Source organism: Rhizobium sp. BR 250 (genome assembly GCF_047445855.1).
In the GTDB taxonomy this organism is placed as follows: Bacteria; Pseudomonadota; Alphaproteobacteria; order Rhizobiales; family Rhizobiaceae; genus Agrobacterium; species Agrobacterium tumefaciens_I.
In genome coordinates this window covers 257,490-271,427 of record NZ_JARWKW010000007.1, presented here as the reverse complement: position 1 = coordinate 271,427, position 13,938 = coordinate 257,490, and the positions used below count along the sequence as shown (strand labels likewise).

The following is a 13,938-nucleotide window of genomic DNA, read 5'->3' as shown; positions in this document are numbered from 1 at the left end:
GATAGCAAGGCTGAAATATGCCGGACGGGTTCCGCCTGTTTCTTCTCCCCGCCGGGGAGAAGGTGGCCCGAGGGGCCGGATGAGGGGGCTGGCTTTCCTTTTATTGTTATCCTTGCCCTTCATCTCGCTGCCGCGACCTTCTCCCCGGCGGAGAGAAGAAACAGGCTGATGTCGTCCTATCCGTGTCCTGCCCTCCTTTGAGTGTTGCCCGTCAAGTGCGCAGTGAGCGCTTCAGGGCGGCAACGTTTTTTGCCCTGGCCTTGCTGCTGTCATCGGCACCGGCGCTGAGGGCGCACAGGGTGAATTCCAGAAGCGAGACGAGTTGCAGCAGGCTCTGGCCGCCATTCTGGGCTTGCGGCATGGCAAGACAGATATCGGCGCTTTCCGGTCCCCATTCATAAAAACGGGTGGTGATCAAAAGCGTCCTGTAACCGCTCTTGCGGGCCATGGCCAACAGGCGCTGCAGGGGCGAAAGGTTGCCGCCACAATCCATGATGACGAGCAGGGTGCGCGCGGGATCGGAATCCCACAGGGCGACATGGGCGGCACTGTCGCTGCCGAGGTCATGAATGTGGCTTCGGCATTCCAGAAGCCGTCCGTAAAAATGCCGCGCGGCATCGAGGCCCTCCGGAGAGGTCGCCAGAAAAACATCGCCCGCCGTGGAGATCTCGTTCATTGCAAGGCGCCAGATCGGCTGGTTGGTCATGTCGAAGGCGGTCTGGATCGCCTGAATCTGCTGCGACAGGAGCTGCGAAAACGGGTTGGAATGGCGCTCGCCGCTCTCGGCCATTACAGGGCGTTCTACGCCGGCCGCCTCTTCCGCATGGCGCAGATCGGCGCGGATATCGCTGAACTGCCGGTAGCCCAGCGACCGCAGGAAGCGGCCGACCGTCATCGGGCTGAGGCTGAGCTTCACAGCCAGCGTCTGCGCCGTCTCGAACGGCAATTCGTCCAGATGCTCGATCAGATATTTAGCGATCTTGCGCTCGGAAGGTGTTCCCGCCTTCATGGCGCGCGTAAGGTTCAACAGCAGCTTTTCCACCAACGCCTCATTCTTTTATCTTTATTGAACGATGATGCATGCGCGCGCGCAGACGAGCGTGCGAACCGCAATTTGACGGTGGGGGAAAGCTTTTCCGGCCTTGTCCTCCACCGGACCGGAATGCGAATTCTTATAGGTGGATTATTATATTTTAGAGATACCTTTTATTCAAGAGAAATTCCATCTGCGGTTTAAATCCGGGAATTCGGCGTTTTCCACCTGTCTTGCAGAGTGGGTGGGCAGCGCCTATCTCTCGCCGTGTAAGGTTGTTTCAACGCGAGAGGCGTCGAGGAGTTCCGAATGATATTTGATGCGGCGCGGCTTGCATTCCACAATCTCTTTGCCGCCGAGACCCGCTCGGTGTTCTGGAAGGTTCTTGGGCTCACGCTTCTCGTGCTGGCGGCGCTGTGGTTCGCCATCCGCTCCATCTTCATCTATTTCGCCCTGCCATGGGTGGATACGCTGATCCCCGGCGTGCCGGACTGGGCCGGCTGGCTGACCTTCGTCTTCGCCATTTTCGCCGGCATCGGGCTTGCCCTGGCGCTGGCGCTGCTCATTTCGCCGGTTACCGCAGTTATTGCGGGCCTGTTTCTCGACGATGTCGCGGAAGTGGTTGAAAAAAAGACCTATCCGAACGATCCGCCGGGCAAGGCGATGCCGGTCGGCGAGGCCGTTCTGTCGTCCATCAAGTTCTTCGGTGTTGTCATTGCCGGCAACCTCGTCGCGCTGTTGCTGCTTCTGGTGCCGGGCATCAATCTCATCGCGTTTTTTCTGGTGAACGGCTATCTGCTCGGCCGGGAATTTTTTGAATTCGCTGCGATGCGTTTCCGCTCCCCCGTGGAAGCCCGGCAGTTTCGCTCAAAACACCGCACCACCGTCTTCATGGCCGGGCTGGTGATCGCGGCCTTCCTGGCGGTGCCGTTCCTCAACCTTTTGACGCCGCTTTTTGCCGCCTCGATGATGGTGCATCTGCACAAGGCCGTCAGCCGGCGCGATCCCTCATTCGCCGCCGGCCGCACCGAACAGTTGCGCGGGTAACTCCTCAAGCGGGGCCGGAATATCGAAGGTCTTTTCCGGCGATTTGCAGATATCGGCGATCACGCAGCGTTCGCATTCCGGCTTGCGCGCCTTGCAGCAATAACGCCCGTGCAGGATCAGCCAGTGATGGGCATGGAAGAGATATTGCTCGGGAATGATGCGGACCAGCCGGTCTTCCACCTCGTCCGGGGTTTTCCCCGGTGCAAGACAGAGCCGGTTGGCAATGCGGAACACATGTGTATCCACTGCGAGCGTGGGCACGCCGAAGGCCATCGACATCACCACATTGGCCGTCTTGCGGCCGACGCCCGGCAGGGTCACCAGTTCCTCGCGCGTCTTCGGCACCTCGCCACCGAAATTGTCGATCAGCATCTGTGATAGCGCGATGACGTTTTTCGCCTTGTTGCGATAAAGGCCGATGGTCTTGATGTGGCCGATCAGCTGCTCCTCGCCGAGCGCCAGCATTTTTTCCGGCGTATCGGCCACCTTGAACAGTGCCCTTGTCGCCCGGTTCACGCCAACATCGGTCGCCTGCGCGGAAAGCGCCACGGCCACCAGCAGGGTGAAGGGATTGGTGTGTTCCAGTTCGCCTTTTGGTTCCGGCCGCTGAATGGAAAAACGGCGGAAGATTTCGGTGAGTTCGTCCTTCGAATAGGCCGTTTTCACCCGTGCCGCCTTCCGCGTGGATGCCGGATTTGACTTTTTCAATGTTTGGGTGCTGGATCGTTTCTTGGCGACTGTCATGGACTATCTATAGCCAGCCCGCCTTGAGGAAAGCAACGTGGATACGCTCAACGACCAGCCGATTTTCGCGGCGGAACTCGTTCCGCACCGTTCGCTTGGCAGAAGGGGTTTCCGGCTGCTCCTGCTTTTGTCGGGCTTCGCCTGCCTTGTTTATGGCGGCTTTTTCCTCGCCACCGGCGCCTGGCCGGTCGGCCTGTTTTTCGGGCTGGATTTCCTGCTGCTTTATATCGCCTTCCGCGCCAATTACCGCGCCGCGAAGGCGCGCGAAGAGGTCAGCGTCTCGCGCACGAACCTGTCGATCCGCAAATTTTCTCCCACCGGGCGCATGGTGGAGCACCGTTTCAACCCCTTCTGGGCGCGCTTCCGGGTGAGAAGGCATGAGGAGATCGGCATCGTTTCCATGCATGTGACGGGTGAAGGCCGGGCAACCGATATCGGCTCGTTTCTCAACCCGGATGACAGGGAAAGTTTCGCCAAGGCTTTCGGCGGCGCGCTGGCGACCGTGCGACGGCGGATGTGATGGCGCGGTATATTCTATCTCTCCGTCATACCGGCGCGAGGCCGGTATGACGGTAGAAACGGACCATGAGGCAAGAAACGGGTGGAGACGACGGCGCTTTAGTGGTTTTCTGTGAAGCGTTAGGAGACCTGCGATGAACGCCAATATTACGCTGAACGAAGACATCACCCCCATCGGATCGGACTACGACACGGTGCGCGGGGTCATCGAGCTGTTGACGCTGGATTATCGCGAGCAGCCTTCGCTGGAAGCCATTGCCGCAAGGCTTGGCCAGTCGCCGACGCAATTGCAGAAAACCTTCACCCGCTGGGCCGGTCTTTCGCCCAAGGCATTTTTGCAGGCCGTGACGCTCGATCACGCCAAGCGGCTGCTGCGCGAGGAGGATTTGCCGCTGCTGGAAACCTCGATCGAGGTCGGCATGTCGGGGCCGGGGCGCCTGCATGATCTGTTCGTCACCCATGAAGCCATGTCGCCCGGCGAGTGGAAGGCGAGGGGTGGCGGGCTGACGATCCGTTACGGTTTCCACGCCTCACCCTTCGGTCTTGCCCTCGTCATGGTAACGGATCGTGGTCTTGCCGGCTGTGCCTTTGCCGATCCGGGCGAAGAACGGGCCTGTTTCGAGGATATGACCGGGCGCTGGCCGAACGCGGATTATGTCGAGGATCGCGAAGCGACCGCGCCCTATGCGGCGCGCGTCTTCGAACCGTCTCTATGGTCGGCGGACAGGCCGCTGCGCGTCGTGCTGCTCGGCACGGATTTTCAGGTGCGGGTCTGGGAAAGCCTCCTGAAAATCCCGATGGGCCGTGCCGTCACCTATTCGCACATCGCCTGCGACATCGGCCAGCCCAGCGCCTCCCGTGCCGTGGGTGCCGCGGTCGGGGCAAACCCGGTCTCCTTCGTCGTCCCCTGCCATCGCGCGGTCGGTAAAAGCGGGGCGCTGACGGGTTACCACTGGGGCCTCACCCGCAAGCGGGCGATGCTGGGATGGGAAACGGGGAAGGTGTGAGTTTGGTCGATCGTTCGAGCCTCGCACCAAATAGCATTGTAGACGATGCGTTGTCACATCGCCGTTCTCCGTCATGGCAGGAGAAATGGACAAGCGGTATCAGGGCAGGGCTGGCTGAGGCGGAAACCGAAGAGTTTGTCTCCGAGGCCAGAAGCCGGTTGGGAAGGGTAACCATCCCCTCGGCGTCATTCTCGGCCCTGTGCCGAGGATTTAGTCACGTCGAATAAAATCAATCGGTTGCAGATCCTCGGGACAAGTCCGAGGATGACGGTGGTGTTTGTGAGGGCCACCCCGCGAATGGCCTGACGACGCCTAAACCAGCTCCATCAATGCCCGCGCTGCCGCCTCGTCGGTAATCAGCGTATTACAGCCGATACGTTTGATCGTGGCGCGGATGGCGATGGCGCGGTGGGCGCCGCCGGAGGCGAGCACGATGTGTTTGGCCTTGCGCAGCGTATCGAGATCGATCGCCATGGCGCGCTGGTTGATCGGATGATCGACGGAGCGGCCTTCGGCATCGATGAAGTTGAACATGGTGTCGCAGACGCAGCCGGCATCGACGAGTTCGCGCAGGGTCTCCTTGGAGATGAAACCTTCCGACAGCGAGGTGGAATGCGGGCCGATATCGCCGCAGGAGACGATGGCGAGATCGAGCGTCTCGGCGAGATCGTAAAGCGTCGCCAGCCCGCATTTTTCGATCAGCGCCCGTTTGGTCTCGACCGAATCCACCAAAAGCGGTGCGAGGAACATGTAACATTCCGCCCCGAGCGCGCTTGCCAGCCGCCAGGTATAATCGAGCGGGTTGGTCTGGTGCACGGCGACGATACCGCCAAGCAGCGAGACGACCTTGCAGTTTTCCCGGCGCGGCGGTCGGAAGCTGGAAAGCGAGGCGGTCATGGTGCGGCCCCAGCCGACGCCGATGGTGGCGCCGTTCGGCACCACTTCGGAGAGGAATTGCCCAAGCGCGAGGCCGACGGCCTTGGCGGTGCCTTCTGCACCCATCTTGCCCGTGGATGAGCCGGTCGATGGGCCGGGTGAGGGGATGATGACGGCCTCGTCCAGCCCGTAGGCCGCCTCCAGCTCGCCGGCCAGCGAAACGAAATCCTCGATGCCCTCGTTGATCCAGATCTGCACTTCGGAGCGTTTCATCGCCTCGTCGAGCAGGCGGATGACGGTGGAGCGGCTGATCCCCAGTTTTTCGGCGACATCTTTCTGCGTCATGCCCTGGTTATAATAAAGCCATGCCGCGCGCAGCCTCAGCGAAGCTGCTTCCGAATAGGTCGTATGGGTCTCTCTTCTCAGTTTCGCCACGGTTTTTGTCATTCCTTATGTGCGGCCGAGTATCGCAGGCGTGAAACTTATGTCAATTGCGATGCGCAAATGTCTTGACTTTTTGCCGTGGCGCTTGCGATAGTCTGAGCCGGACAAACCGCGATTTCGGCCTTGGGCGCACCATGTGCGGGAACGAAAAGACGGCTGAGCAAGTTTTCAAGAGATCATGAAGGATCATTCGATATGACGTCCAAACTCGAACAACTTCGCGCCATCACTACGGTTGTTGCCGATACCGGCGATATCGAGGCGGTTGCGCGCCTGAAGCCGGTGGATTGCACCACCAACCCGACCATCGTTCTGAAAGCGCTCGGCACGCCGGCCTTTGCCGATGCGGTGAAGGAAGCTGTCGCTTGGGGCAAGAAGCAGGGCGGCCAGTCCGACGCCGTGGTTGCCGCCGTTGCCGATCGTCTCGCCATTTCCGTGGGTGCGGCTCTTGCCGGCCTCGTTCCCGGCCGTGTCTCGACCGAAGTCGATGCCGACCTTTCCTTCGATACGCAAGCCTCCATCGCCAAGGCCCGCCACATCATTGCCGCCTACAAGGAGCGCGGCATCGAGCGTGAACGCATCCTCATCAAGCTTGCTTCCACCTGGGAAGGCATCAAGGCCGCCGAGGTTCTCCAGTCCGAAGGCATCGACTGCAACCTGACGCTGCTCTTCTCCCAGGCCCAGGCGATTGCCTGCGCCGAAGCCAAGGTCTTCCTCATCTCGCCCTTCGTCGGCCGTATCCTCGACTGGTACAAGAAATCGACCGGCGAGAACTACACCGCCGAGACCGATCCGGGCGTCGTTTCGGTGCGCAGCATCTACAATTATTACAAGGCCAATGGCATCAGCACCGTCGTCATGGGCGCCTCCTTCCGCAATGTCGGCGAAATCGAAGCATTGGCCGGTTGCGACCGCCTGACGATCAGCCCGGCGCTGCTGGAAGAGCTGGACAAGGACACCGGCAAGCTGGAACGCAAACTTTCGCCTGACAACGTCAAGGCCGAGCCGCTGCAGTCTCTTGACGAAAAGGCTTTCCGCTGGGCGATGAACGAAGATGCGATGGCCACCGAAAAGCTCTCGGAAGGTATCCGTCTCTTCGCCAAGGATCTGGTGACGCTGCGCGAGATGGTTCGCAAGGAACTGACGCTGGCGGCTGCCTGACAAATAAAGGGGAACATTGCGCTCCCCCTGGGCCGCTGATACGACCGGAAAATCGGCTGTTTGGCGAAAGCGGAGCATCCGTACACCGTCACCCCGGACTTGATCCGGGGTCCAGCGCGATCAAGTCTTTGATCGCCTGAGACTTCCCTCACGGCGCAGACGCGCCGTGGCTGGATTACGGCTCTAGGCCGGAATGACGGAGGAGGGGTTTCCGGGTTTTGCCATCGATCTCAAAGGGGAACCATCCGCCATCCCCCGCGTTTACGAGACATAAATCTCCAGTCACTTGAAACGCGATCGGGTCCCTGCCGATCGCGTTTTTTTGTTCAGCCGCTTCCGGTCACGATTTCGGAGATGTGCTTTGCCGCCTCGCGGATCAGATCCTCGCAGGCCTCGCGCGTCGGTGCCTTGCCGCCAAGCGGTGTGATATAGGGGCAGGTGATGACGGCGAGCGCCGTGCCGTCAAGCGTCAGAACAGGGGCGGAAATATTGCGCACGCCGGCGGTTTGCAGGCTGTCCATGGATTCGAGGCCGTTTTTACGAACCTCCGAAAGCCGTTCGGCAAGGCCCGGCGGCACGGTTTCCCCGCTGCCGCGCACCTGTTCGGTGATCATGATCTCGCGCTGCGCTTCGGTCTGGAAGGCCAGAAGCACATGGCCGGAGCCGGTGTGGAACAGGCTCATCTGCGCACCCACCCGCATGGACATGGCCCAATAGGTGGAGGATTCCTGCTGGGCGATGACAGCGACGCTGCCGCGGTCATAGACCGCCAGATGGCAGGCCTGTTCGGCGCTGGCGGAAAAATCGCGCATCACCGGTGCGGCGAAGGAGACCAGCCGGCGGATCGGCGCGTGGAAATGCGCCAGCCCGAACATCTTCAGCGTCAGCGAAAAACGGTCGCCATCAAGCCGCTGCACGTAACCCCGGCGCACCAGCCGGTCCAGCATGCGGTAAAGTTCGTTCGGGCTCTTTCCGATGGATTTGGCGATCTCGATCTGCGTCAGCCCGCCATCGGTGCGGGCCAGAAGCTCGAGAATGTCCAGACCCTTGTCGAGGGCGGGGGCGCGGTATCTTTCGCTGTCGTCGTCGGTCATCTGGCCTCGAGGATGGTTCACATGGTCGCCGGTAAGGAGGGCGGCCTGAAAATAGGCTTGCCCGAGACCGGCGAACCGCGCAAGTCTGCTTGACGCCATATGAATACCGCGTTTACATATGAATTGTCGATCCATATTTGAGATCATCGAAATTTAGCGGCCCGTCCATAAAGGGTGGGTGCGCCTTAGCGGGAGGCTATTTATGGTGCAGGATTTTAACGGCCGGACAGTGGTGATCACCGCCGCCGGCCAGGGTATCGGCCGGGCCACGGCGGAGCGTTTCATATCGCTCGGCGCGCGTGTCATCGCCACCGATATCAACGAGCAGGCGCTTTCGACGCTCAAGGGCGCTGAAACCCGGGTTCTGAACGTGCTGGATGGCGATGGCGTCAAGGATTTCGCCGCCGATATCGGCCATGCCGACGTGCTGTTCAACTGCGCCGGTTTCGTGCATGCCGGCACCATTCTGGACTGTGAAGAGAAGGACTGGGATTTCTCCTTCGATCTTAATGCCAAGGCCATGTACCGCACCTGCCGCGCCTTCCTGCCCGGCATGCTGGAAAAGGGCAAGGGCGCGATCGTCAACATGTCGTCGGTTGCTTCCAGCGTGAAGGGCGTGCCGAACCGCTTCGCCTATACCGCGTCCAAGGCGGCCGTGGTGGGTCTCACCAAGGCGATCGCCGCCGACTTCGTCACCAAAGGCATTCGCTGCAACGCCATCTGCCCAGGCACGGTCGACAGCCCGTCCCTGCATGACCGCCTGCGCGCCACCGGCAATTACGAGCAGGCATTGGCCGACTTCATCGCCCGCCAGCCGATGGGCCGCATCGCCACGCCGGAGGAAATCGCGGCGCTCGTGACCTATCTCGCTTCGGACGAAGCAGGTTTCACTACCGGCCAGATCCATGTGATCGATGGCGGCTGGACGGCCTGATTGTAGACAGGGGAAAAGAGAGGCGACCGGCGTAAAACCCGGTCGCCTTTTTCGTTCAGACGACCGCGCTTCCGGCCATCAGCGCAAGCACGAGGAAGACCAGGAAGATCACCACGGCGATGAAGAACAGAATGCGGGCCACGCCCGCTGCCGCCGCGGAAATGCCGGTAAAGCCGAATACGCCTGCGATCAAAGAAATAACAAAGAAAATAAGAGCCCATTTCAGCATGGCGCTTCCCCTTTTGCGTAATTATCCCGAGCCCGCCGCGCCGCGACAGGCTCGATAAAATGACGCGCAAAAGGCGAAAATGTTCCACTCGCCCGCAAAAATCGTTCTTTTACAAGCCCGTCTCACCGGCAGCGTCGATCTGGCGGGCTTTCCAGGTGGTGCGGATGAAGGTTGCGACGAAAGCAAGGCTCATGAACAGCACGATGGTGGGGGCAGGGGCGCTATCGATCAGAAAGCTCAGCCATATACCCGCCAGCGATGAGCCGATCGCCACCGCAATGGCCACCAGCAGCATGGCGGAGAAGCGCCGTGTCAGCAGGAAGGCGATCGCGCCCGGCGCCACCAGCATGGCGACCGAGAGGATGATGCCCACCGCCTTCAGCGCGCCGACGACCGTAAGCGACAGAACCATCAGCAGGCCGTAATGCAGGACACGCACCGGCAGGCCGATGGCTTTTGCATGCTGCGCATCGAAGGCGTTGACCAGGAGGTCCTTGCGCAGGATGCCGAGGAACAGCGTCGCGAAAAGCGCGATCAGGCCGGTCTCCAGCATGTCTGACGGCGCAATGCCCAGCATGTCGCCGAAGAGGATGTGGTCGAGATGCACATCGCTCTGCACCTTCACATAAAGCACCAGCCCCAGCCCGAACATGCCGGAAAAGACGATGCCGAGCACCGTATCTTCCTTGATGCGGCTGTTTTCCTTGATAAAACCGGTGCCGAGCGCGCAGATCATGCCGGCGATGAAGGCGCCGATGGAGAGCGGGATGCCGACAATATAGGCCACCACCACGCCGGGCAGCACGGCATGGGAGACGGCATCCCCCATCAGCGACCAGCCCTTCAGCACCAGAAGACAGGAGAGCATCGCCATCGGCATCGCGATCATCAGCGTGATGACGAAGGCATATTGCATGAAAGGCAGCTGGAACGGCAGGAGCGCCAGTTCGAAATATTCGCTCATGGCGTTTCTCCGAGCGCCTTGCGGGCCTTGGCTCTGGAAGCGAGAAGCCCGTGTTTGGGTGCAAAGACGAAGGCGGCAAGGAAGATCGCCGTCTGCAGCACGACGATGACGCCGCCGGTCGCGCCATCGAGGAAATAGCTGAGATAGGCACCGACGAAGCTGGTGGCCGCGCCGATGATGAGGCTCATCAGGATCAGCCGCTCGAAACGGTCGGTGAGCAGATAGGCGGTGGCGCCCGGCGTCACGACCATGGCGACGACGAGGAAGGCCCCGACCGTCTGTAGCGCCGCAACCGTGGAGGCGGCGAGCAGGGTGAAGAAGATCACCTTCAGCACTTCCGGTTTCAGCCCCACGGTGCGGGCGTGGTTTTCATCGAAGAACACCACCATGAAGTCACGCCATTTCAGCGCCAGCACGAGAAGGCTGATGCCGCCGATCAGCGCCAGCTGGATGGTGTCTTCGGCGGTGATCGCCAGAATATTGCCGAGCACGATGGTCTGGATATTGATCGAGGTCGGCGAGAGCGAAACCATGAACAGGCCAAGCCCGAAAAACGAGGTGAAGATCAGCCCGATGATCGCGTCTTCCTTCAGCCTTGTCTTCTGGTTCAGGAACAGCATGGAGCCGGCCGCAAGCCCGCCGGAGAGAAAGGCGCCGAGCGAAAAGGGCAGGCCCAGCATATAGGCGCCCGCCACGCCGGGAACGATGGCGTGGGAAAGCGCATCGCCGATCAGCGACCAGCCCTTCAGCATCAGATAGGCGGAGAGGAACCCGCAGACGCCCCCCACCAGCGCGCTGACCCAGATGGCGTTCAGCATATAGCCATAGGTAAAGGGCTCAAGAAGGCTGTTTATCATCGAGTTTTTCCTTCGGAGCCTCGGGGTTGCGCCCGTTCTGGCCATTCTTGCCGTAGATCACGAAGGGTCGCTCATCATCGGTGATGACCTTTACCCGGCGCGGATCGGCGTCGTTGTGCAGGTCGGCCCCGCCAAGCACGAAGTGGCGTAGGCTGCCGCCAAAGGCCTTTTGCAGGTTTTCCTCGTTGAAGGTATCCGCCGTCTTGCCCGATGCCAGAACCGTGCCCTTGACGAAGACGGCGCGGTCACAGAATTCCGGCACGCTGCCGAGATTATGGGTGGAAACCAGCATGACCCGGCCCTCATCCCGCAGCGCCTTCAGAAGTGCTACGATCTGCTCTTCCGTCGTCACGTCGACACCGGTGAAGGGCTCGTCCAGCAGGATGACCTGCCCCTCCTGCGCCAGCGCGCGGGCCAGAAACACCCGCTTCTTCTGCCCGCCGGAAAGCTCGCCGATCTGGCGTTTGCGATAATCGAGCATGTTGACGCGTTTCAGCGCTTCTTCCACCATCTGGTGATCGCGTTTCGAAGGGATGCGCAGGAAATTCATGTGGCCGTACCGGCCCATCATCACCACATCCTCCACCAGCACCGGAAAGCTCCAGTCCACTTCTTCGGCCTGAGGCACATAAGCCACGAGGTTTTTCCGGAGCGCCTCCTTCACCGGCAGATCGAAAATCGAGACGGAACCGGCGGCGAGCGGCACAAAACCCATGATCGCCTTGAAAATCGTGGACTTGCCGGCGCCATTGACGCCGACAAGTGCAGTGATCGTTCCGCGGGGGATGGAAAAGCTGGCGTTTCTTAATGCGGTGTGGCCGTTTCGATAGGTCACTGTCGCATTTTGAACCGTCAGGCCGCCGCCGGATTTTTTACTGCCCATTCTCATGAAGACAGTCCCTTGGCGATGGTTTCACTCGTCACGCGCAACAGGTCCAGATAGGTCGGAACCGGGCCATCCGCTTCGCTCAGCGAATCCACATAGAGGATGCCGCCATAGGCCGCGCCGGTTTCCTTGGCCACCTGCTGGGCGGGATCGGCCGAAACCGTGCTTTCGCTGAAGATGACCTGGATATTGTGTTCGCGCATGGCGTCGATCACGCCGCGCACCTGCTGGGGCGTTCCCTGGCTGTCGGCATTGACCGGCCACAGGAACAGTTCCTTCAAGCCGAAATCGCGGGCGAGATAAGAAAAGGCGCCTTCACTCGTCACCAACCAGCGCTTGTCTTCGGGAAGAACGGAAAGCGTGTCGCGGATCGGCTGCACGGTGGCCTTGATCTTGTCCGAATAAGCCTTGGCATTGGCGGCGTAGACATCGGCATGGGAGGGGTCGATTTCGGCAAGACCCTTGCGGATATTTTCCACATAGATCAATGCGTTATCCGGCGACATCCAGGCGTGCGGATTGGGTTTTCCCTGATAGGCGCCACCGCTGATGGCCATGGGTTCCACACCCTCGCTCACCGTCACGCTCGGCACGCCGGAAAGGTTGGCCAGGAACTTCTCGAACCACAATTCCAGATTGAGGCCATTGCGCAGCACCAGATCGGCCTTGCGGGCCTTCAGAATATCGCGGGGTGTCGGCTGGTAGTTGTGAATTTCGGCGCCGGGCTTGGTGATGCTTTCCACATTGGCCGCATCGCCCGCCACGTTGCGCGCCATATCGGCGATGATGGTGAAGGTGGTTACGACCGTCGGTTTTTCCTGCGCGAGAGCCACGCCGGGGAGAAGAAGCGAAAAGGCGAAAACAGCATGCCGGATTTTTTGAAAGTTCACGGGGCTCACCAGATTTTGTTGCGACTAATTCGCAATACCATCCGTTATAAAATCACACTTGTCAACGCTATTGCAAATCATTCGCAAATTAGTGCAATTTCACGAATGTCTGAAAATGGTGCGTTTTTGCCGGCGCCGCGCCGGTTGGATTAAACTTTTTTCAATGAGAAAGCGGCACTATCGCAAGGCTCGGACAGCGACGTCCGGAGCTTGTCCCACGTGTGTTCCTCATCCTTCGAGCCACGTTTTGGGGTGAGGGCGATAGGCGGGGTACTTGATGTCAGGATGTTGCGGGTGAAAGCTGTATTCGGACGAATGCGGTTTTCGCGCAAGCTCGTTATGATTGGAGGCGGGATCCTGCTTTTGGCGGGCGCGACCGGCTCTGCTGCCGTGTTCATCGGCAGCGAGCGGCTGCTTGGCCCATCCTATGCCTCCACCAACGGGCTTTCCTGCGACGCAGTCCAGACGGTTAATATCCGCAAGAACGGCGCCCTATGGGTGCGCAAATTCATCCGCACCGAAGGTGGCAACGGCACGGAGCGGCTGAAGACCGCGCTGCGCGTCGCGAGAGCGGTTTACGACAGGCAGAAACCCGATCTGGTTCAGGTCTCCGTGCTGGACAAGAACGGCCCGCAATTGCGCTCGGAAATGCGCGGCCGGGCGATTGCCGCACAGGTCGTCTTCATTCCGGATCCCGCCAAGATTCCCGAGGGGGCCGAAGCCCGGCGTTATTCCGCCTTTTATTACGATGGTGCGGCCAATGGCAGCGGCCAGTTTTACGGGCTGCGCATCGATCTGCCGCTCGAAGACACCGAAACCATGGCGGCAAGCCTCAGCGATTCCGCCGATTGCGAGGCGCCTGCTTCGGAAGCCGGTGCTGAAGGCCATGACGGCAAGGCCGCCAAAGGTGCGGCTGCTCATGGCGAAAGCAAGGGCGAGGCTGCCGGCGACCACAGTTCCACGCCGGCGGAGAAAGACGAGGGCGGAGCCCATGGCGAGCCCCCATCTCCACAGGCCCATGGCGAACCCGCTGCCGATGAACTCCTGACCTCGACGCCGGAGGCCGATGGCGGCAGCATCTTCAGCCTGTCCTATCTGAAATCGCTGATCTTCGGAAAAGGCTCGACCACCGCGCAGGCGGCTGAGGAAAAGCCGGCAGGCGAAAATGCCCCGGCGGAAGAACCGGGTGCGAAGGAAAAGGCGCCGGGACACTAAGAAGCGCGGACCGTTTGCTCCCGAAGCCGTTGCAGGGT

At 60.5% G+C, this 13,938-nt stretch carries 15 protein-coding genes; 6 read left to right on the top strand and 9 right to left on the bottom strand.

Translation table 11 applies throughout. From position 1 onward, the window contains the following. Positions 1-211: 211 nt before the first annotated feature. Complete coding sequence (locus QD336_RS14005; protein WP_269345350.1) at positions 212-1,045, bottom strand: MurR/RpiR family transcriptional regulator; 834 nt, start codon at positions 1,043-1,045, stop codon at positions 212-214. A 297-nt stretch (positions 1,046-1,342) separates the two neighbouring features. On the opposite strand from QD336_RS14005, the gene QD336_RS14000 reads away from it, so the two are divergent. Then, on the top strand, positions 1,343-2,080 hold the full coding sequence (locus QD336_RS14000; RefSeq protein ID WP_269345352.1) for a sulfate transporter family protein: 738 nt from the start codon (positions 1,343-1,345) through the stop codon (positions 2,078-2,080). Here QD336_RS14000 and nth read toward each other — a convergent pair. Next, positions 2,042-2,824, bottom strand: a complete 783-nt coding sequence (nth, locus tag QD336_RS13995) for an endonuclease III (protein WP_269345354.1) — start codon at positions 2,822-2,824, stop codon at positions 2,042-2,044. The genes QD336_RS14000 and nth overlap by 39 nt on opposite strands. A gap of 37 nt (positions 2,825-2,861) precedes the next feature. Between nth and QD336_RS13990 the strand changes: the two genes are divergently transcribed. Together QD336_RS13990 and QD336_RS13985 are read left to right on the top strand one after the other, a co-directional pair. Beyond that, positions 2,862-3,344: a DUF2244 domain-containing protein gene (locus QD336_RS13990; protein ID WP_269345356.1), complete on the top strand. Its 483-nt coding sequence runs from the start codon at positions 2,862-2,864 to the stop codon at positions 3,342-3,344. A 133-nt stretch (positions 3,345-3,477) separates the two neighbouring features. After that, entirely contained in the window at positions 3,478-4,350 is an 873-nt protein-coding gene (locus QD336_RS13985) for a methylated-DNA--[protein]-cysteine S-methyltransferase (RefSeq protein WP_269345357.1), read from the top strand. Positions 4,351-4,662: 312 nt separating this feature from the next. Here QD336_RS13985 and QD336_RS13980 read toward each other — a convergent pair whose 3' ends face one another. Continuing rightward, entirely contained in the window at positions 4,663-5,661 is a 999-nt protein-coding gene (locus QD336_RS13980) for a sugar-binding transcriptional regulator (protein WP_269345359.1), read from the bottom strand. A 204-nt stretch (positions 5,662-5,865) separates the two neighbouring features. Between QD336_RS13980 and tal the strand changes: the two genes are divergently transcribed. After that, positions 5,866-6,831 (top strand): transaldolase, encoded by a 966-nt coding sequence (gene tal, locus QD336_RS13975; protein WP_269345360.1) that lies wholly within the window; start codon positions 5,866-5,868, stop codon positions 6,829-6,831. 326 nt (positions 6,832-7,157) lie between these two features. Here tal and QD336_RS13970 read toward each other — a convergent pair whose 3' ends face one another. Continuing rightward, entirely contained in the window at positions 7,158-7,925 is a 768-nt protein-coding gene (locus tag QD336_RS13970; protein ID WP_269345362.1) for an IclR family transcriptional regulator, read from the bottom strand. Between the two features lie 202 nt (positions 7,926-8,127). On the opposite strand from QD336_RS13970, the gene QD336_RS13965 reads away from it, so the two are divergent. Next, a complete protein-coding gene (locus QD336_RS13965) occupies positions 8,128-8,859 on the top strand; it encodes an SDR family oxidoreductase (protein WP_269345364.1) in 732 nt (243 codons plus the stop codon). 55 nt (positions 8,860-8,914) lie between these two features. Here the strand turns inward: QD336_RS13965 and QD336_RS13960 are convergent, their stop codons facing one another. The 5 genes from QD336_RS13960 to QD336_RS13940 all read right to left on the bottom strand — a co-directional run bounded on the left by QD336_RS13960 (position 8,915) and on the right by QD336_RS13940 (position 12,685). Continuing rightward, a complete protein-coding gene (locus QD336_RS13960) occupies positions 8,915-9,088 on the bottom strand; it encodes a DUF1328 domain-containing protein (RefSeq protein ID WP_003499086.1) in 174 nt (57 codons plus the stop codon). 109 nt (positions 9,089-9,197) lie between these two features. Next, complete coding sequence (locus QD336_RS13955) at positions 9,198-10,052, bottom strand: metal ABC transporter permease (RefSeq protein ID WP_269345367.1); 855 nt, start codon at positions 10,050-10,052, stop codon at positions 9,198-9,200. Next, on the bottom strand, positions 10,049-10,909 hold the full coding sequence (locus tag QD336_RS13950) for a metal ABC transporter permease (RefSeq protein ID WP_269345368.1): 861 nt from the start codon (positions 10,907-10,909) through the stop codon (positions 10,049-10,051). Before QD336_RS13950 ends, QD336_RS13955 begins: the two co-directional genes overlap by 4 nt. Further along, entirely contained in the window at positions 10,890-11,798 is a 909-nt protein-coding gene (locus QD336_RS13945) for a manganese/iron ABC transporter ATP-binding protein (RefSeq protein ID WP_269345369.1), read from the bottom strand. Before QD336_RS13945 ends, QD336_RS13950 begins: the two co-directional genes overlap by 20 nt. Next, positions 11,795-12,685 carry a metal ABC transporter substrate-binding protein gene (locus tag QD336_RS13940; RefSeq protein WP_269345371.1) on the bottom strand — a complete coding sequence of 297 codons (891 nt, stop codon included), beginning with the start codon at positions 12,683-12,685 and terminating at the stop codon, positions 11,795-11,797. Before QD336_RS13940 ends, QD336_RS13945 begins: the two co-directional genes overlap by 4 nt. A gap of 285 nt (positions 12,686-12,970) precedes the next feature. On the opposite strand from QD336_RS13940, the gene QD336_RS13935 reads away from it, so the two are divergent. Then, positions 12,971-13,900, top strand: coding sequence for a hypothetical protein (locus QD336_RS13935; protein ID WP_269345373.1), 930 nt, complete (start codon positions 12,971-12,973; stop codon positions 13,898-13,900). The last annotated feature ends 38 nt before the right edge of the window (positions 13,901-13,938 follow it).